Origin of the sequence: Mesorhizobium sp. LNHC232B00 (genome assembly GCF_000502435.1) — a bacterium.
Taxonomy (GTDB): Bacteria; Pseudomonadota; Alphaproteobacteria; order Rhizobiales; family Rhizobiaceae; genus Mesorhizobium; species Mesorhizobium opportunistum.
The window spans coordinates 1-16846 of the sequence record NZ_AYWP01000039.1 but is presented as its reverse complement, the minus strand read 5'-3'; the positions used below and the strand labels follow the sequence as shown (position 1 = coordinate 16846).

The following is a 16846-nucleotide window of genomic DNA, read 5'->3' as shown; positions in this document are numbered from 1 at the left end:
GACGATCATGGGTCAGCTCAATGCCGGCATCGTGCCGGTCACACCGTTCCAGCAGAACTGCACCATCCTGTTCGATATGGACGACAAGCACGGTGTGGTCGTCGATCCGGGCGGCGACATCGACAAGGTGCTGGCGGTGCTGAAGGACAATGCGATCACGGCCGGGGCGATCTGGATCACCCACGGCCACATCGACCATGCCGGCGGCGCGATGGACTTGAAGGAGGCGCTCGGTATCGAAATCATCGGTCCGCATGCGGCCGACAAGCCGTTGCTCGACAATCTGGCGAACCAGGGCAGGCGTTACGGCATCGACGGTTCGCGCGATTGCGTTCCCGACCGGTTCCTCACCGAGGGCGAAACCGTATCGTTCGGCGGCCATGTGTTCGAAGTGCTGCACTGCCCGGGTCATGCGCCTGGCCATGTCGTCTACTACAACCGCGCGGCCAAGTTCGCCCATGTCGGCGACGTGCTGTTCCACGGCTCGGTCGGCCGCACCGACCTGCCGGGCGGCGACCACGCGACGCTGATCGCGTCGATCAAGGACAAGCTGCTGCCGCTCGGCGACGATATCGGCTTCATCTGCGGCCATGGTCCCGGCGGCCGCTTTGGCGAGGAGCGCAGGACCAATCCGTTCCTGACTTGAAATCCGTCGGACTGGATCAGAGCCGCTTCAGAAGGTTTCGAAGCGGTCAGCACAACAAAAAAGCGCCAGCCTTGCAGCCAGCGCTTTTTTGTGGGGCAGGGAAGCCCTAAAGCGCTTTCGCGCTTTGAAATTCTATCTTGTGCAAGTCGTTATCCCAAAACCGCTGCGCACTTTTGGGCGACATGCACTCAGTTGGCGGTGCAGAAATGCTGTTCGCCATCATTGCCGGTGAAAGTGCCGGTACGCGAGTTGAAGCTGCGGTAGCGGTCCGAGCAGTACTCGTACCAGTCACGCGTCCACGGTTCGGCATAACGGTCGGCATAGACCACCCGCGGCTCCGCGTAGTAGCGGCGGACCGGGGCCGGGCGCACCACGACGTCACGATCGTAGTAACCGTCATCGTAGTAGCGGTCAGCGTCGGGTGGCGGCCGGTCGTTGGCCAACGCGCCACCGATCAGGGCACCGGCGGCGAGGCCGAGGACGCCGGCGGCAACGGCATCGCCATTGCCGTGGCGGTGATGGCGCCAGTCACGCGCGTTGGCGGCGGGCAAGGTCGCGAGCGTGGTGGCGACCACGGCGGCGGACAGCACGGCTGTCTTGAAAATTCGGTTCATCTTGGTCTCCTTCGTACCGGGCCGTGCAGTTTTGCAGGGGATGCGGTCCGGCTTTACCAAAGACTAATATGCGACCGTGGCTGAACGGAGGCTGAACGGATTTCGACGGGTCGATCCAAAAGCGCCAAAAAACACGCTCGCAATTGAGCAGAACCGGCCCGCCGAGCCGACCTGTATCCGAAGCCGGCTCAGCCGACCGACAGGTTGACGGCCTTGGGGCCCTTGCCGCGCTTGTCCGGCTCGGTGTCGAATGTCACTTTCTGCCCATCTTCGAGACCGGGAAGACCCGACGCCTGCACGGCCGAAATATGGACGAAGACATCCTTCGCGCCATCGTCCGGCGTGATGAAGCCGAAGCCCTTGGCATGGTTGAAGAATTTGACGGTGCCGGTCTGCGGCATGGGAAGCTCCTTTGATCCCATAAACTCCAGTCTCGGGCCGGCAAATGCCCGAGAGGAAATTTGTCCTTTATTTTAGCGTCATCGGCAAGAGAAAGTTTTACAGGCACTTAAAGCGTTGTGATGCATGTCGTTGACCCAAAACCGGATCCGGTTTTGGGCAACGTGCATTCAAGCTGCGTCGCCGACATGAAAAAGGCGCGACGAAAAATCATCGCGCCTTCCAAAAACTGTTTGCATGCCCAGGGCCAAGCCCTGGTGCCTCGTTCGCACATCCACAGGGACGTGCGACGCGTCGACGGTTCAGGCCGCGCGCAGGTTGACGGCCTTCGGGCCCTTGCCCATGCGATCCGGCTCGACGTCGAAAGTGACCTTCTGGCCGTCGACCAGCGTGCGCAGGCCCGAGGCCTCGATCGCGGAAATATGGACGAACACGTCCTTGGCGCCGCCGTCGGGCGTGATGAAACCGAAGCCTTTGGTCGCGTTGAAGAATTTAACGGTGCCGGTCTGGGCCATTGGGGAAACTCCTTCACCCGTTCAGTCTTTGGTGGTCCTGCCCGCCACTGGCGTCGAGGGCAGTTCCCGGTGGTTGCTTTCGGCAGTCATGCATTGGCGCATGGTCAAACCCCCCGCCGAAAAACGGGGCCGTCAGAGATTCACAGTATCGGGGAAAGGTCGTCCAAAACGTTCCGCTCTCCGGGTCGCAAATGCCCGAACACGGAATTTATCGCACGGAAACGTGAAGGTTGCAAGATAGCGTCGCGGGCCGCCACATTGGGCGCATCCCGACGCAAGAATCGACCGATCTGAACGTCGATCGGCCGCAGATAGGCCTCGTTGCCGGGCGGGTCATCGGCCCACGGCCATGGTCAAGCATAGGCCAGCGACACCGGAGGCGCGGACCGGTCACCGCCACGCCCGTCGCGGTTTGCCGTGCGGGCTGCAAACGGGGGTTGCATTTGGAGGGCGAATTGCGAGGATCATCATCAGGGATGGGATCGAGGGAGAGATCAGCATGAAATTTCTGGCGTCATTTTTCTCCAGACTAGGGTTTGGCTCCAGGCAAGGGTTGGCCGTCCTGTTCCTGTCGGCGCTTCTGGCCGCCTGCACCGTCGTCGTCGATGACGGGCCGGGGCCGCGTCCGCGACCACCGCGGCCCGAGCCGCAATTCTGCACCAAGCAATACGAGCCGGTCTGTGCCCGGCGCGGTGGTGACCGCCAGACCTTCGCCAATGCCTGCCTTGCCGACCGCGCCGGCTACCGCATCGTGCGTGACGGTCCCTGCCGCGATGACGGCGGTGGTGGCGGTGGTGGCGGTGGTGGCGGTGGCGGTGGCGGTGGCGAAGAGCAGACATTCTGCACCCGCGAATACGCTCCCGTCTGCGCCCGCCGGCATGGCGAGATGCGCAGCTTCCCCAATGCCTGCGAAGCCCGCGCCGCGGACTATCGTGTGGTTGGTGACGGGCCGTGCTGAAAACACAGGCCGTGCTGAAAGCCTAGGCTTGCGCCTTCTCCCATGGATCGGGAGAGGGCGCAGGCTGCTCAGCGGCCGCCACGCGGCCGTATCTCTGCCCGCCGGCAATAGGCAATGAATTCGGCCGCGGGCATGGGCTTCGCAAACAGCCAGCCTTGGCCATATTCGACGCCGCGTTCGACGAGGTAGTCGGCCTGCGCCTGGGTTTCGACGCCTTCGGCGACGATCGTCAGCTTCAGCGTCTTGGCCATGTCGATGATGTGCGGCGTCACCGAACTGGTGGCGGAATTCGTGCTGATCGTGTCGATGAACGCCTTGTCGATCTTGAGCGCATCGAGCGGCAGGCCTTCGAGATGGGAGAGGCTCGAGTAGCCGGTGCCGAAGTCGTCGATCGCCACCGCATGGCCAAGTTCGCGAGCACGCGCAAGCGCGGATCGAGCCGCCTCGATATCCACGAAGCCGCGCTCGGTCGCCTCGAGCCAGATTTGCTGCGGCTGGATCCCGGTGTGCTGCAGCGCCTTGGCGATAATTGGCAGAACCCGCTCCGTGCCGACATCCGCCGCGCTGAGATTGATGGCGATGTGAATGGAGCGGTCGGCAACCAGAAGGTTGTTCAGGTCGAACACGACGAGCGCGATCACCTGGTCGGTAATGGCGGTGATCAGGCCGCTCTCCTCGGCAAGCGGAATGAAAAGATCGGGCCGGGCCAGGGAGCCGTCCGGGCGCTTCCAGCGCACCAGCGCTTCGGCGCCGACGCACCTGCCGGTCTTGAGGTCGACGATCGGCTGATAGTGCACGATGAACTCGCGCTTGCGCACGGCGATCTGCAACTCTCCCAGGGGTGAAAGCCGTCTTCGGGAAAACCAGACGACCATGCCGATGATGAAGGCGGCAATGAAGGCGCCGAGCGGGAGGAGCAAAAGCTGCTGCCGGCGCACGCTGTCCAGAATCTGGCTTTCCGGTTCGGTGGCGACGGCGATCCAGCCGGTGCCGCGCGCGGTGGCAAACAAAAGGCCGTCGTCGATGCCTTCCTCAGGACCGGCGATGATCTTTTCAACCCGCGCCGGATCGGGGCCGTTCAGCGTGCCGAGCAGGATGCCGGTTTTCGTCGTCAAAGCGAGCTGGACACCGGGATCAACGACGACGTCGGCAAAGCGCACCGGATCGACCAGGGCGTTGTGGTGCTTGAACTGCAGCGCCATCAGCGTATGGCCCACGCTCATCACCGGCTGCATGCGGGCGCTTACGGCGATGCCGTCACTGGTGATGAAATCCGGCCTGGAACGCGCGACGCGGCCCTCGGTCGGTCCCCACGACGAGCATTTGAGCAGGCCATTTTCAAAATAGCCCATTTCCTCGATGGTGCGCGTGTTGATGGTAAGTTGCCGCATGCGGGCTATGTGCTCCGCCGAACAGGGGATGCCGCTGAACCGGTCTATCTGCCGCAAGGCATCGTTCGCCTCATCGAGCGACATGTCGGCCCTGGCGATGGCGCGGCTGGCGAACTGGTGCAGCCGTTCGTATTCGTTCTGGACGGCCTGGGTCCATGAAAGGTGAAACATCGCGGCGATGGGCACGATGGCGCCGAGCAAGGCCAGCACCACCGCCGTCACGATGATGCGAGACCTGTCCATGTGCCTCCTGCCTTGGCCGACGATCGCGCCGCGGCCCACAATGCCTCGGCCCCGGTTGGCGGCCGCGTTCAGGCGGATCTTATGGCCTCGTCCTTACGTCAACTTTAATAGGGTCATGCAGCAAATGCTTCTCGTCTAGGCCGGATAGGTTCCATCGGCCGGCCCGGCATAAAGTTCGCTGCCGTTTTCATCGGAAATGCGCAGGCGATCGGGAATTTGCGGCATGGCCAGGCTGTGGAACAGCGCGGTCGCACCTTGCAGCGCGGCACGCAAGGTCGGCGCTTCCAGCGACACTCTGTCGAGCGTCGCTTCCTCGGCGTCACGCGACCGGTAGAACTCGATGACGAAGTTCAAGCAAGCCTCCGTGGCAAGCGTTGCATGGGCCTGTTGGGGCCGCCGCCTTAAGCAGAAGGCGGAGAGGGGCACACGAGGCGCCCCCTAGTTCGTCAGCCCTTGGACTTCGGCTTCAGGCCGTTCTCCGCCTGCTTGACCGACGAGCCGAACGGGGAGGCGGCCTTGGCTACCACCTTGTCCTTCTTCGGCTTGCGCGTCTCGCGATTGCTTCGCTGCTGACCCTTGGCCATCTTGGCTGCTCCTCATGCGTGTTGGTTTGGCGTTTGGCGCGGTCTCAGACAATCGGATTGCTGGCAACAATCGGATTGTCGGCCGGTTCGAGATTGTCTTCCGTGGTAACCCGCTCATGGGTCTCGTGTTCGCTGCGGATGCGGTATTGCGGGGAACCGTCCTTCACCGGCAACCTGCTCTTGATTTCGAACAGGTCCGCGGTCTTGAGGAGAAGGCCGCCACGGCCTTTCATGCGCACGGTCTGGCCAACGGCAAAGAGGTGCGAGGGGGTGTCGTTGCGCGGTCGCGCATTCGGCTGGAAACGGATCATGCTGCATTCTCCCGGTCGCGCTTCAGCGCTGTTTCGAGGTCCAGGTAATCGATGGCGACGAGCTGGCTGGTGGGCGGGTTCTTCACCACCCTTGCCGGCAGATGGATGAAGGTGGCGACGCGGCGCCAGGCAAGCCGCGACATGCCTTCGACCAGCTCTTCGTCGTGATCGATGTCGTAATCGCCAGCCGGCAATTGGCCCTCCAGCCCGCCGAGTATGAACGGTGCGGTGAAATGGGCGATGGAATGGGTGGTGCGGTCCGGCATTGTCCTGGCCTTGATAGTTTTGCGCCTTGATATTTACGCCTTGGGGTGCATGCGAAACGGCGATCCTGAAGGCAAAAAAGCGGGGACGAGCCCCGCTTTCCTATTTCCGGCTATCGCTGGAAATAAGCCGCTTTCGAGAGCTGCCAGTACATCCGTGGTCAGCGTTCATCGAATTCGGCCGGATCAGATCAGTTGCAAATTGGCGGCCGATTCGCGGCCCTTGGCGTCACGCTCCAACTCGAATTGCAGCTTCTGGCCTTCGGCGAGACCCGGGAAACCGGCGCGCTCCAATGCGCTGACATGGACGAAAACGTCTTTGCCGCCGTCGGCTGGCTGAATGAAGCCAAAGCCCTTCTGGCCATTGTAGAATTTCACGGTTCCGGTGTTCATGGATGTCTTTCGCGGATTGAGAAATCGTCGCACGGCCAATGTGCCGCGCGCCCGGTATCGATGATTTGGTATGAGATTGGCGGGTCGAGAACCTCTGACGCCGCGAGATGCCAATTCTGGCCCAAACGATGCCTGTTATACATAGATCGGCTGGGCGGCGTCTTCAAGATGATTCATGAAATCCGCCCGCCTTCGGTAAAAAATAGATCGCTATAAATACCAATATAATTCTGCTATGGTTGCAAAATATTTCAAAAAATTCTGACGGTGCACGGGGATATTTCCCGGGCTCAGGTATTTTTATTTACTACGGAACGAGGACAAATCCATGATTTACACAAGAAGCTCAAGGGGAAAGACCGCGGCGGTCAATCCGATCATCAAGCCGACCACCATACATGCCATTGCTGTCGGCCCCACCGGCCAGCCGATGATCGTCAAGTCGGCACGGCTGAGCGATGAGGCGGCACGGCGAACGATCGCCGACACCGATGGCACCGTGAGGCGGGCCAGGCAGGTTGCCGAGACCAATCGTCTGATCTGATCGCCCTCACGACGGATAGGGCTGGGAACCACGCAAAGCCTTGAACCCGCCGCGCCAATGGCTTAGATCGCGGCAGGCGGACAAACACGGCAGGTTTCCCATTAACAGAGATCAGAGAAGAGCGGCGGGTGCGGGAGCGAGGTCTGGCGCTGGCGGACAGCCGCCGCTGGGGCTCGACCAGTATGTGCAGCAGGCGCTGCAACTCCATCAGGCCGGGCGCCGTCAGGAAGCCGAGGCGATCTACCGGCAGGTGCTGGCGCGTCAGCCCAAGCACGCGGCCGCGGCGCATTTCCTGGGATTGCTGCTGCACCAGACCGGGCGCAGCGACGAAGGGCTGGATCTCATCGAACAATCGGTGCAGTTGCAGCCGACGAATCCCGACTTCCTCAACAATTTCGGCACGGTGATGCGCGATCTAGGCCGTCCTGCCGCGGCCATCGATTTCTTACGTGGCGCGGTGGATCTGCGGCCGGACCAGCTCGCCGCGCGCGACAATCTCGGTTCGTCGCTGAAGCAGGTCGGCCAGTTCGAGGAGGCCGAAGATATCTATCGTGGCACGGTCGCACGCAACCCATTTCATGTTCGCGCCCGCATCGGGCTTGCCGAAACGCTCCAGGAGGCCGGGCGGCTGGACGAGGCGCTGGCGGTTTTCCAGGAGGCACTGACCATCCGCCCCAAGGATGCCGATCTGTTGCACGGGCTCGGCGTCGGGTTGATGGAAAAGGGCAAGCTCGACGAAGCTGCGGATCTGTTCCGGCAGGCGTTGGCGGTCAATCCCGGCATGGCCACGGCCTGGCTGATGCTGGCGCAGGTCAAGCGACAGCAGGAGCGCGATGCCGAATTGGCCGGCATGGAAGCCCAGCATGCCAAGGCGCCGCAGGACAGTCTGGCACGCATGCAGCTGTCCTTCGGGCTCGGCAAGGCCAACGACGATCTGAAGGACTACAACAGGGCCTTCGACTATTTCACCGAAGGCAATGCCATTCGCCGCAAGGGGATCAACTATGATCCCGTCAGGACGCGCGCGGAATTCGAGGCGATGAAGTCGGTGTTCGATGCCGGCTTCTTCGAACGGCACAAGCAGAGCCCGATCACCGATGACGCGCCGATCTTCATCGTCGGCATGCCGCGTTCGGGTACGACGCTGGTCGAGCAGATCATCGCCAGTCATCCGCAGGTCCATGGCGCGGGCGAGCTCAGCATCCTGAAGAAGGCGGTCGGCAAGCAGTTCCCGGCGACGATGCCGGGCGGCTTCCCCTGGGGCGTATCGGATACGGACGATTCGGATTTCGCCGAGGCAGGCCGGGCCTATCTCGACATGCTGCACGCCCGCTTCCCGCATATGCGCCATGTCACCGACAAGATGCCGGGCAACTTCCTGCTCGTCGGCTTCATCCACATGATGATGCCAAAGGCCAGGATCATCCATTGCGCCCGCGATGCGGCGGCGACCTGCCTGTCGATCTACAAGGTGCATTTCCGCGGCGACAGCCATCGCTACGGCTATGATCTCGGCGAACTCGCCGACTTCCATAATCTCTACACCGACATCATGGCGCATTGGCACAGTGTGCTGCCGGGTGTCGTGCACGACGTGCGCTACGAGGATTTCGTCGCCGACCAGGAAGGGCAGAGCCGGGCGCTCATCGACTATCTCGGCCTGCCGTGGGACGATGCCGTGCTGTCTTTCCACCAGACAGACCGGCCTGTGCGCACCGCATCGGCCGCGCAGGTGCGCCAGCCGATGTATCAGGGCTCGGTCGACCTGTGGAAGCGTTATGGAGACAGGCTGAAGCCGCTGCTGGATAAGCTCGGCGGGTAACAGATTGGCATCAGGCGCTCAGTTGCGCCAGCTGCTCAAAGCTCCATGAACGGCTGGAAGCCGCCGAAGATCATGCGCTTGCCGTCGAACGGCATGGTCGACCAGTCGGACTGCAGGCGCGGATCGGCCATCACCTTGGCCATGACCGCATCGCGGCTCTGCCTGGATTCGTAAACGGCCCAGGAGAAGATGACGACCTCGTCGTCCTTGGCCTGAACGGCACGCGGAAACGAGGTGACCTCGCCATAGGGCACGTCGTCGCCGACACATTCGACATAGGCCAACGCGCCGTGTTCCATCCATATGGGGCCTGCGAGGTTGGCCAGCTTCTTGTAGTCGTCAAGTTTGGCCTTAGGCACGGCAAGCACGAAGCCATCGACATAGGACATGGTGGAACTCCTCATTGGTGGGGTTCTTCCTTCTTCCCTTGTGGGAGAAGGTGGATCGGCGCGCAGCGCCGAGACGGATGAGGGGTGTTCCAGCTTGGCGCCAAGTTACCCCTCACCCGAATTGCCAACCGAATTGCGAAAGGCAATTCGGGGCAATCCGACCTCTCCCACAAGGGAGAGGTGAAAAGCTTCCGCCTTATTTCACCGGCGCATTCATGGCCCAGGCGACGCCGAACGGATCGTTGAGCTGACCCCAGCGGTCGCCCCAGAACATCACTTGCAGTGGCGTGACCACCTCGCAGCCGGCATCGACGGCGCGCTGCCACCAGGTATCGATATCGCGATCGCCGAGATGGAGCTGCAGCGTGTAGCCCTGCGCCTTCTGATGCGGATGGCCGTGTTCGGGATAGGCGTCGCAAAGCATCAGCGTCGAGCCGTTGATGTGGAGATGGATGTGCATGGTGCGGCCCTGCTCGTCGGCCGGATAGGCAAAGACCTGCTCGGCGCCAAAGGCCGTTTTGTAGAATTCGGCAGCCTTGAAGGCGCCGTCCACCTGCAGATAGGGGGTCAATCCGCCGAGCACTTCTGCCCTGGGCTGAACGGGGGTCTGGTCGGTCATCTCTTGCTCCTCTTTGCGCTTGGCTTGGCTTTGCCAATCCCAGGACGCACGGGACGACGGCGATCCTACATGGCAGTGGAATTTTTTTCGTAGACGGGGCCCGGACAGGCCGGGCAACCGGAGGGTTTGAACGACAGGCACATGGGCCGGTTCGTCGCGGTCATATGATCTTGGCCGAGAAGGTCGTCGCGCGACGGCTGTCTTGCGCATCCAGGATTTCCGGAAAGCCGATATCCTTGCGCAGTTCGGCCGGCAGCGAGAGCAGGATGCGTTCGCTGCGGTGGCGGGCACGCGCCGCCGCATATTGGGTTGCGATGCGACCGATGGATGAAAGGACGGACATGATGCATTCTCCCTGGTTTGACGCCGGCATCATCGTGTCGGCATCCCAAGGACGAGGCAGGTTCAGACGATCCGACAGAGCTCTTGAAACTTTTTCGAGCAGCTTGAGACCGGCTGTTCTGGCGCTATTTACCTTAAGCAGCGGTCTCCAAACGTTCGATCGTTTCGAGATCGGCTTTCTTGGCCTCTCCCTCCACGGCAAGATCGTAACTCGCCTGCATGTTCATCCAGAACTGCGGCGTGGTTCCGAAAAACTTCGCAAGGCGCAGGGCGGTGTCGGGCGTTACCGGTGTCGTCTCTCCGGCCAGGCGCTCGATGCGTGTGCGTGGCACATGCAGCTTCTTGGCCAGCGTATACGGCTTCAGGCCAAGCGGGACGAGGTATTCCTCGCGAAGGATTTCTCCGGGATGGATAGGCGGGTTGATGTTCAGCATTTGACACCTGTCCTTCAATGGTAGTCGGTTATCTCGACGTCCTCGGCTTGTCCGTCCACCCAGCGAAAGCAGATGCGAAACTGATCGTTGATGCGGATCGAGTGCTGACCGGCACGGTTGCCTTTCAGGGACTCAAGCCGGTTGCCTGGGGGCGTCTTCAGGTCCGACAACTCGGTCGCGTTGTCGATCATGAACAGTTTCCGTTGGGCTGATCGGACAAGGTCCGATGGGAAGCCCTTTGGGGACTTGCCGTTCGAAACGGCCTCACTGGTCTTGTCCTTGAACGAGCGTATCATTTGTCGAATCCAATGGACGTACCATCACACGATACGTTTCGGGAGTCAACGGTACGTCTCATGGAATGATACGAACCTCCGACCTGCCGACGGCAGGCCGGAGTTCCGCTTCTCCGCTCAACCGGTGACTTCAGCCACCTCCCGGAAGAAATCCTCCGGGTCGTCCACCTCGGTCAGCTTCCGCTTCTCGATCAGCCAGAAGCGGTTGCCGATGGCGCGGATGAAGGAGCGGTCGTGCGAGGCGAGCACGCAGCTTGCCTGGTGCTTGAGCAATTCCTCCTCCAGCGCTTCCTGGCCGTCGATGTCGAGATGGTTGGTCGGCTCGTCAAGCAAATAGAAGTTGGGATTGGCGAGCCTGAGCGCCAGCATCATCAGCCGAGCCTTCTGGCCGCCGGATAACACGCCGATCTTCTTCTCCTGCATCTCAATGACCACGCCGGCACCGGCAAGCAGCGAGCGGGCGCGTTGCTCGCCGACATCATGGCGGCGAGAGACCATGGCCAGCGGCGTGTCGTCGCCGCTGATGCCCGACAGCGCCTGGTCGCTGTAGCCGAGCACCGTCGACGGCGTCACCTTCACATTCTGAACGGTGTCCGGCTCGAGGATGGCGTTGCGGATCAAGGTGACGAAGCGCGACTTGCCGACGCCATTGCGGCCGAGCAGCACGATGCGGTCTCCCTGGCAGATGTGGCGCTTGCCGGTTTTGAACAGCAGTGTGCCGTCGGGCGTTTCAATCGCCGCATCGTCGAGCGTGATCAGCACTTTGGCGTGGGTGCCGCGATTGGCCAGCCTTATTGCCCCGGCCGACTTCTCGCGATGCGCCGGATTCGCCGCCTCTTCCAGTCTTTCCGCCCGCTGGTTGAGCTGCTTGGTCTTGACCGTCAAAAGATCGCTGCCCGAATTGATGCCGATGTTATTGAGCTTGGCGGCCTGGCGGCGCAGTTGCTGCGCCACCTTCATGTCGCGCTGGAACTTGCGCTCGGTCGAGGCGTCGACCTCGTCGAGCGCCTGCCGGGCGCGGGAGTAGGGCAGCGCAAACACCGGCGACTGTTCCGGGCGCAGGAACAGGGTGCGGTTGGTGGTGGCGTCGAGGAAGGCGCGGTCATGGCTGGCGATGACGACAGGCACCTCGCGCGGCAGCGCGTTCATCCAGCTTTCCAACTGGCTGATGCGGGCGAGGTCGAGGTGATTGGTCGGCTCGTCGAGCAAAAGCACGTCCGGATCGGTGACCCAGACGCGGGCGATCAGCGCCAGCCTCTGCCAGCCGCCGCTCAGCGCGCGCATTTCTCGCTCGCGCATTGCCTCCGGCACATCAAGCGAATCCAGCACCACATCGACGCGCCACATCTCACTGTCGGCCTGCTCGGGCGGCAGGGCGTCGGCCACCACCTGATGGAAGGTGCGGTCGAGCAAGGCAGGGGCAACGGACTGTTCGACATGGCCGACGCGCAGGCCGCGCGTGCGGGTGATGTCGCCCGACGTCGGCTCCATCTCGCCGGTCAGGCATTTGAGCAAGGTCGACTTGCCGCGACCGTTGGCGGCGACGATGCCGAGCCGGTCGCCGGTGCCGATGGTGAGGTCGAGATTGGAAAACAGCGGCGCACTCATGGTGACGCCGAGGGATTTGAGGCTGATCAGGGCCATTGTGATTTCGCTTTTTTGGTGGCGCATGATCCTTTCCGAAACCATCCGGCTGTCGGGGTCATGCGCTCTTGCCGGAGACAACTCCGGATGCACTTTGACGGTGCGCTTGCTGGCCATCAGAACAGGCATTGCAGCACCACGAAGGGCAGACCAAAAAATCGAAGCGGGAAAAACCCGGACCGTCCCTGGTCAGCCCTGCAAGCAAGCTCGCAGGGCAGAAATCGGGCCACGCTGACGATGGTGACGATGAAACGTGAACACGTGAGCCCTCCTTTCAGACGTTCGAGTACAGAGCCCGAGGCTCTGTTCTCTTGTTAAAGCATGATCTTGCCCGAAAACCAGATTCCACTTTTCGGGATCATGCTAGAGGCGGTTACACCAAAGGTTGGGCCGATGGCAAGACGGCCGCTTCCGTCCGGCGCGGGAACGGGTCCAGCACCAGTATGCAGCCGCCGATGATCGCCGTCGCGCCGAAGCCCTGGACGACGGTCAGCTGCTCGCCGAGCAGAAGCGTTCCGGCCAGCACCGCTATCGTCGTAACCGCGAATTCGACGCTGATCGTCCTGGTGGCGCCGATGCTGGCAACCAGCCGGAAATAGACGATGTAGGTCAGCGCGCTCATCACGCAGGCGAGAAGGGCGAGGTAGAGAAAGTCGACGGGGCGTGGCATGGCCGGAACGGGTACTGCCAACAGCAGCGGCAACGTCATCAGGCCGCCGAACAGGAAAGCGGCGCCGGTGAGTTCGAAAGAGCCGGCCGCGCGCAGATGGCGGTTGGCATAGTTGCTGCCGAAGGCGGCGGAGAAGGAGCTGAACAATGAGGCGGCGCAGCCGAACGCGAAGGGTGCCGTGATCGGGACGGCGGGAAAGCCGACCAGCACGGTGATGCCGGCGGCGCCGAGCAGCAGGCCGGCCAGTCCGCGAACAGTGATGCGTTCAAGCTCCCACAATTGGCCGAGGATCATCGAGAACAGCGGGATCGCGGCAACGAGGATCGCCGCCATCGCGGTGCCGATGCGCGGGGTGGCGTAGGACAGGCCGATCAGTTGCGCTGCGACCGTCGTCGCGCCGACCACGGCGAAGTGCCGCCAGCCGGCGCTGAAATCGAGCCGCCGCCGCGTCGCCGCCGCGAGCAGGAAAAGCGTGATGCCGGCGATCAGCGCGCGCAAGGTGACCGCACCGACCCAGCCGAAGGCATGCACCACCTTGAGCAGGACGAGGAAGGACAGGCCCCAGGTGATAGCCAGGAAGACGTAGGCGGCGATATCCCTGGGTTTCATGGGTGGGCCGGCGGAATGTTGCGTGGAGAAGCGGAATTGCAGCCGTGCGTATCGTTTCCGCCGCTCGGCGGCAAGGAATGGCTCATGGTCCAGAGGTGGTTGCGGCTGGGCGAAGCGGGATGGTAGGAGCGGAGCGCTTTGCCTTCCCACAGGGGGAGAAGCGCAACCATTAGCTCAGGCGACGTGGTTTACGGGTGGATTTTTGCTCCAGGGAATACCAACGTTTCACTCCGCTGGAACACCCCTCAACCGTCTCGGCGCCATCGCGCCGATCCACCTTCTCCCACAGGGGGAGAAGGAAAGAGGCCGCTACCGTCCCGGCCGACCTGTCTTGCCCGGCCGGCGCTTCTCTCGGCGGGCGTCGCCGGGATCCTCATACGAACCGATGCCGGCGCGCTGGCGAATGATTGGTTTGTCGTCGCGATCCTTCGCGCCCCCCTCGGCCCTGCCGGGCATCTCCCCCGCTTGGGGGGAGATTGGCTGCGGCTTGGCGGGCAGCTTTCCTTCGACCGGCTTTTCCGTGCGCCGCACCGTCATCTCATCAAGCGAGTTCTTCTTGAACAGCGGCTTGGTGGCTTCGCCTGGGATGCCGAAGTCGGAGCCGTGCGCCTCGGACGCCGATTGTTTCTTGAACAGCGAGCGCGATACGGCACCTGCTGGCGTCGGCATGTCGGTGCCGGGGCCCATGTCGTCGATCGAGGGTTTGGCAAACAGCGGCTTCTTCACCGGGACAGCGCCGTCGGCGCCCATCTCGTCGAGATCAGGCTTGCGGAAGAGGTTGGGCCGGGCAGCCTTGGCCGCCTCTTCGGCGGCACGCGCTTCCTCGAACTTGCGGAAACGCTCCTGTTCGTCCGCCGTACGATGTTTGGCCACGCCCTTGTTGTGCTTGCCCTTTTCGCGGCCCGAGGCAGGGCTTTGGCCTTCCACCTCGCGCGCCAGCGGATCGTCGGAAATCGACAGTTCCATCTCGCGCAGCCGCTTGATTTCGTCGCGGATGCGGGCTGCCTTCTCGAAATCGAGGTTGGCGGCGGCGTCGCGCATCTGCTTGTCCATGGCGTCGAGATGGGCCTTGAGGTTGTTGCCCATCATGGCGCCGGCGCTGTCGGTGAACTGCGAGATGTCGGCGCGGACGTGGTCCTTCTCGTAGACCGAATCCAGAATGTCGGAGATGCGCGACTTGACCGATTCGGGCGTGATGCCGTTGGCCGCGTTCCATTCCATCTGCTTTTCGCGGCGGCGGTTGGTTTCGGCCATCGCCCTTTCCATCGAGCCGGTGACCTGGTCGGCGTAGAGAATGACCTTGCCGTCGACATTGCGGGCAGCGCGGCCGATGGTCTGGATGAGAGAGGTTTCCGAACGCAGGAACCCTTCCTTGTCGGCATCGAGGATGGCGACGAAGCCGCATTCGGGAATATCGAGGCCCTCGCGCAGAAGGTTGATACCGACCAGCACGTCGAAGGCGCCGAGGCGCAAATCGCGCAGGATCTCGATGCGTTCCAGCGTATCGATGTCGGAGTGCATGTAGCGCACGCGGACGCCCTGCTCATGCAGGTATTCGGTCAGGTCCTCGGCCATGCGCTTGGTCAGCACGGTGACCAGCGTGCGGTAGCCGGCCTTGGTGGTTTCGCGGATCTCGCCGACGACATCGTCGACCTGGCTTTTGGCCGGGCGCACTTCGACCGGCGGGTCGATGAGGCCGGTCGGGCGGATAACCTGCTCGGCGAAGACGCCGCCGGCCTGCTCCATCTCCCAGCCGCCCGGCGTTGCCGAGACCGCGACGGACAGCGGGCGCATGGCGTCCCATTCCTCGAAACGCAGCGGCCGGTTGTCCATGCAGGACGGCAGGCGGAAGCCGTATTCGGCCAGCGTCGCCTTGCGCCTGAAGTCGCCCCGATACATGCCGCCGATCTGCGGAACGGTGACATGGCTTTCGTCGATGAAGACCAGCGCATTGTCGGGAATGTATTCGAACAAGGTCGGCGGCGGATCTCCGGGCTGGCGGCCGGTGAGATAGCGCGAATAGTTCTCGATGCCGGCGCAGGAGCCGGTGGCTTCCAGCATTTCGAGGTCGAAGCGGCAGCGCTGTTCCAGCCGCTGCGCTTCCAGCAGGCGGCCGGCGCGTTCCAGTTCCACAAGACGCTGCTTGAGTTCTTCCTTGATCGACTTGATCGCCTGGTTCAGCGTCGGGCGTGGCGTCACATAGTGCGAATTGGCGTAGATCTTGACGCTTTTCAGCTCGCCGGTCTTCTGGCCGGTCAACGGGTCGAACTCGGTGATCTGCTCGATTTCGTCGCCGAACATCGAGATGCGCCAGGCGCGGTCTTCCAGGTGGGCCGGGAAGATCTCGATCGTGTCGCCGCGCACGCGGAACGAGCCGCGGACGAAGTTGATGTCCTGGCGCTTGTATTGCTGCGCGACCAGGTCGGCGAGCAGCGCGCGCTGGTCGAGCCGGTCGCCGATCTGCATCTGGAAGGTCATTGCCGTATAAGTCTCGACCGAGCCGATACCGTAGATGCAGGACACCGAGGCGACGATGATGACGTCATCGCGCTCGAGCAGCGAGCGCGTCGCCGAATGGCGCATGCGGTCGATCTGCTCGTTGATCGAGGATTCCTTCTCGATGAAGGTGTCGGTGCGCGGAACGTAGGCTTCCGGCTGGTAATAGTCGTAGTAGGAGACGAAATACTCCACCGCGTTGTCGGGGAAGAATTTCTTGAACTCGGAATAGAGCTGCGCGGCAAGCGTCTTGTTCGGCGCCAGGATCAAAGCGGGGCGCTGCGTCTCCTCGATCACCTTGGCCATGGTGAAGGTCTTGCCGGAGCCGGTGACGCCGAGCAGCACCTGGGTGCGGTCGTTGTTGTCGACGCCTTCGACAAGGTCCTTGATGGCGGTCGGCTGGTCGCCGGCCGGCTCGAAGTCGGACACCATCTTGATGGCGATGCCGCCTTCGGATTTTTCCGGCCGGGCAGGGCGGTGGGGTGTCCACAGCACGCCGTCCTTGTGCAGCGGATTGCCGGATTCGATCAGTGCGGAGAGGGCGGCCACCGTCGCGGTGACGCCGCTCGAGGTCATCGTCTCGGCCTCTTCCAGCGAGACGTCGAGGCCGGCGACCGGGTTGAGGCCGGCGGCGGTGCGCTCGCGCGCGGTGGCCGCGCCGCCC

General features: G+C 62.7%; 21 protein-coding genes. 4 read left to right on the top strand and 17 right to left on the bottom strand.

Annotated features, from left to right (window positions below; genetic code table 11):
- Nucleotides 1–7 precede the first annotated feature (7 nt).
- The gene (locus X743_RS140785; protein WP_023768809.1) at nt 8–646 is read left to right on the top strand and encodes an MBL fold metallo-hydrolase; all 639 of its coding nucleotides are present in this window, start codon (nt 8–10) and stop codon (nt 644–646) included.
- A gap of 188 nt (nt 647–834) precedes the next feature.
- On the opposite strand, the gene X743_RS140790 is transcribed toward X743_RS140785, so the two are convergent.
- The 3 genes from X743_RS140790 to X743_RS140800 all read right to left on the bottom strand — a co-directional run bounded on the left by X743_RS140790 (nt 835) and on the right by X743_RS140800 (nt 2174).
- Nucleotides 835–1260: a BA14K family protein gene (locus tag X743_RS140790; RefSeq protein WP_031250362.1), complete on the bottom strand. Its 426-nt coding sequence runs from the start codon at nt 1258–1260 to the stop codon at nt 835–837.
- Nucleotides 1261–1448: 188 nt separating this feature from the next.
- Complete coding sequence (locus tag X743_RS140795; RefSeq protein ID WP_008877668.1) at nt 1449–1661, bottom strand: cold-shock protein; 213 nt, start codon at nt 1659–1661, stop codon at nt 1449–1451.
- 300 nt (nt 1662–1961) lie between these two features.
- Entirely contained in the window at nt 1962–2174 is a 213-nt protein-coding gene (locus X743_RS140800) for a cold-shock protein (protein WP_006202520.1), read from the bottom strand.
- A 499-nt stretch (nt 2175–2673) separates the two neighbouring features.
- Here X743_RS140800 and X743_RS140805 point away from each other — a divergent pair, with 499 nt between their 5' ends.
- Nucleotides 2674–3132 carry a Kazal-type serine protease inhibitor gene (locus X743_RS140805; protein ID WP_031258636.1) on the top strand — a complete coding sequence of 153 codons (459 nt, stop codon included), beginning with the start codon at nt 2674–2676 and terminating at the stop codon, nt 3130–3132.
- A gap of 68 nt (nt 3133–3200) precedes the next feature.
- Here the strand turns inward: X743_RS140805 and X743_RS140810 are convergent, their stop codons facing one another.
- The 6 genes from X743_RS140810 to X743_RS140830 all read right to left on the bottom strand — a co-directional run bounded on the left by X743_RS140810 (nt 3201) and on the right by X743_RS140830 (nt 6317).
- A complete protein-coding gene (locus tag X743_RS140810; protein ID WP_023768806.1) occupies nt 3201–4766 on the bottom strand; it encodes an EAL domain-containing protein in 1566 nt (521 codons plus the stop codon).
- Nucleotides 4767–4901: 135 nt separating this feature from the next.
- Nucleotides 4902–5120, bottom strand: coding sequence for a hypothetical protein (locus X743_RS140815; RefSeq protein WP_023768805.1), 219 nt, complete (start codon nt 5118–5120; stop codon nt 4902–4904).
- A 92-nt stretch (nt 5121–5212) separates the two neighbouring features.
- Nucleotides 5213–5350, bottom strand: coding sequence for a hypothetical protein (locus tag X743_RS1000000173030; RefSeq protein ID WP_023768804.1), 138 nt, complete (start codon nt 5348–5350; stop codon nt 5213–5215).
- 44 nt (nt 5351–5394) lie between these two features.
- Complete coding sequence (locus X743_RS140820) at nt 5395–5661, bottom strand: hypothetical protein (RefSeq protein WP_013893514.1); 267 nt, start codon at nt 5659–5661, stop codon at nt 5395–5397.
- Nucleotides 5658–5927: a hypothetical protein gene (locus X743_RS140825; protein ID WP_023768803.1), complete on the bottom strand. Its 270-nt coding sequence runs from the start codon at nt 5925–5927 to the stop codon at nt 5658–5660. Before X743_RS140825 ends, X743_RS140820 begins: the two co-directional genes overlap by 4 nt.
- Before the next feature lie 183 nt (nt 5928–6110).
- Entirely contained in the window at nt 6111–6317 is a 207-nt protein-coding gene (locus tag X743_RS140830; protein WP_013893516.1) for a cold-shock protein, read from the bottom strand.
- A gap of 328 nt (nt 6318–6645) precedes the next feature.
- Between X743_RS140830 and X743_RS140835 the strand changes: the two genes are divergently transcribed.
- Together X743_RS140835 and X743_RS140840 are read left to right on the top strand one after the other, a co-directional pair.
- Nucleotides 6646–6861 carry a hypothetical protein gene (locus X743_RS140835; RefSeq protein ID WP_023768802.1) on the top strand — a complete coding sequence of 72 codons (216 nt, stop codon included), beginning with the start codon at nt 6646–6648 and terminating at the stop codon, nt 6859–6861.
- 184 nt (nt 6862–7045) lie between these two features.
- Nucleotides 7046–8683, top strand: coding sequence for a sulfotransferase (locus tag X743_RS140840; protein WP_023768801.1), 1638 nt, complete (start codon nt 7046–7048; stop codon nt 8681–8683).
- A gap of 35 nt (nt 8684–8718) precedes the next feature.
- Here the strand turns inward: X743_RS140840 and X743_RS140845 are convergent, their stop codons facing one another.
- From X743_RS140845 to uvrB, 8 genes are all read right to left on the bottom strand, one after another.
- Entirely contained in the window at nt 8719–9072 is a 354-nt protein-coding gene (locus X743_RS140845) for a DUF1428 domain-containing protein (protein WP_023768800.1), read from the bottom strand.
- Nucleotides 9073–9268: 196 nt separating this feature from the next.
- The gene (locus X743_RS140850) at nt 9269–9691 is read right to left on the bottom strand and encodes a glyoxalase/bleomycin resistance/extradiol dioxygenase family protein (protein WP_023768799.1); all 423 of its coding nucleotides are present in this window, start codon (nt 9689–9691) and stop codon (nt 9269–9271) included.
- Nucleotides 9692–9851: 160 nt separating this feature from the next.
- A complete protein-coding gene (locus X743_RS140855; RefSeq protein ID WP_032923502.1) occupies nt 9852–10034 on the bottom strand; it encodes a hypothetical protein in 183 nt (60 codons plus the stop codon).
- Between the two features lie 133 nt (nt 10035–10167).
- On the bottom strand, nt 10168–10467 hold the full coding sequence (locus X743_RS140860) for a HigA family addiction module antitoxin (RefSeq protein WP_023768797.1): 300 nt from the start codon (nt 10465–10467) through the stop codon (nt 10168–10170).
- 14 nt (nt 10468–10481) lie between these two features.
- The gene (locus tag X743_RS140865; protein WP_023768796.1) at nt 10482–10763 is read right to left on the bottom strand and encodes a type II toxin-antitoxin system RelE/ParE family toxin; all 282 of its coding nucleotides are present in this window, start codon (nt 10761–10763) and stop codon (nt 10482–10484) included.
- A 117-nt stretch (nt 10764–10880) separates the two neighbouring features.
- Nucleotides 10881–12407: an ABC-F family ATP-binding cassette domain-containing protein gene (locus X743_RS140870; RefSeq protein WP_031258635.1), complete on the bottom strand. Its 1527-nt coding sequence runs from the start codon at nt 12405–12407 to the stop codon at nt 10881–10883.
- A gap of 373 nt (nt 12408–12780) precedes the next feature.
- Nucleotides 12781–13686 carry a DMT family transporter gene (locus X743_RS140875; RefSeq protein ID WP_023768794.1) on the bottom strand — a complete coding sequence of 302 codons (906 nt, stop codon included), beginning with the start codon at nt 13684–13686 and terminating at the stop codon, nt 12781–12783.
- Nucleotides 13687–13995: 309 nt separating this feature from the next.
- On the bottom strand, nt 13996–16846 hold a 2851-nt coding region (gene uvrB, locus X743_RS140880; RefSeq protein ID WP_023768793.1), incomplete at its 5' end, for an excinuclease ABC subunit UvrB.

Bases quoted from the DNA above. Each gene is read 5' to 3' on its own strand.
- X743_RS140785 (WP_023768809.1), top strand. From the start codon at position 8: ATGGGTCAGCTCAATGCCGGCATCGTGCCGGTCACACCGTTCCAGCAG.
- X743_RS140790 (WP_031250362.1), bottom strand. From the start codon at position 1,260: ATGAACCGAATTTTCAAGACAGCCGTGCTGTCCGCCGCCGTGGTCGCC.
- X743_RS140795 (WP_008877668.1), bottom strand. From the start codon at position 1,661: ATGCCGCAGACCGGCACCGTCAAATTCTTCAACCATGCCAAGGGCTTC.
- X743_RS140800 (WP_006202520.1), bottom strand. From the start codon at position 2,174: ATGGCCCAGACCGGCACCGTTAAATTCTTCAACGCGACCAAAGGCTTC.
- X743_RS140805 (WP_031258636.1), top strand. From the start codon at position 2,674: ATGAAATTTCTGGCGTCATTTTTCTCCAGACTAGGGTTTGGCTCCAGG.
- X743_RS140810 (WP_023768806.1), bottom strand. From the start codon at position 4,766: ATGGACAGGTCTCGCATCATCGTGACGGCGGTGGTGCTGGCCTTGCTC.
- X743_RS1000000173030 (WP_023768804.1), bottom strand. From the start codon at position 5,350: ATGGCCAAGGGTCAGCAGCGAAGCAATCGCGAGACGCGCAAGCCGAAG.
- X743_RS140820 (WP_013893514.1), bottom strand. From the start codon at position 5,661: ATGATCCGTTTCCAGCCGAATGCGCGACCGCGCAACGACACCCCCTCG.
- X743_RS140825 (WP_023768803.1), bottom strand. From the start codon at position 5,927: ATGCCGGACCGCACCACCCATTCCATCGCCCATTTCACCGCACCGTTC.
- X743_RS140830 (WP_013893516.1), bottom strand. From the start codon at position 6,317: ATGAACACCGGAACCGTGAAATTCTACAATGGCCAGAAGGGCTTTGGC.
- X743_RS140835 (WP_023768802.1), top strand. From the start codon at position 6,646: ATGATTTACACAAGAAGCTCAAGGGGAAAGACCGCGGCGGTCAATCCG.
- X743_RS140845 (WP_023768800.1), bottom strand. From the start codon at position 9,072: ATGTCCTATGTCGATGGCTTCGTGCTTGCCGTGCCTAAGGCCAAACTT.
- X743_RS140850 (WP_023768799.1), bottom strand. From the start codon at position 9,691: ATGACCGACCAGACCCCCGTTCAGCCCAGGGCAGAAGTGCTCGGCGGA.
- X743_RS140855 (WP_032923502.1), bottom strand. From the start codon at position 10,034: ATGTCCGTCCTTTCATCCATCGGTCGCATCGCAACCCAATATGCGGCG.
- X743_RS140860 (WP_023768797.1), bottom strand. From the start codon at position 10,467: ATGCTGAACATCAACCCGCCTATCCATCCCGGAGAAATCCTTCGCGAG.
- X743_RS140865 (WP_023768796.1), bottom strand. From the start codon at position 10,763: ATGATACGCTCGTTCAAGGACAAGACCAGTGAGGCCGTTTCGAACGGC.
- X743_RS140870 (WP_031258635.1), bottom strand. From the start codon at position 12,407: ATGGCCCTGATCAGCCTCAAATCCCTCGGCGTCACCATGAGTGCGCCG.
- X743_RS140875 (WP_023768794.1), bottom strand. From the start codon at position 13,686: ATGAAACCCAGGGATATCGCCGCCTACGTCTTCCTGGCTATCACCTGG.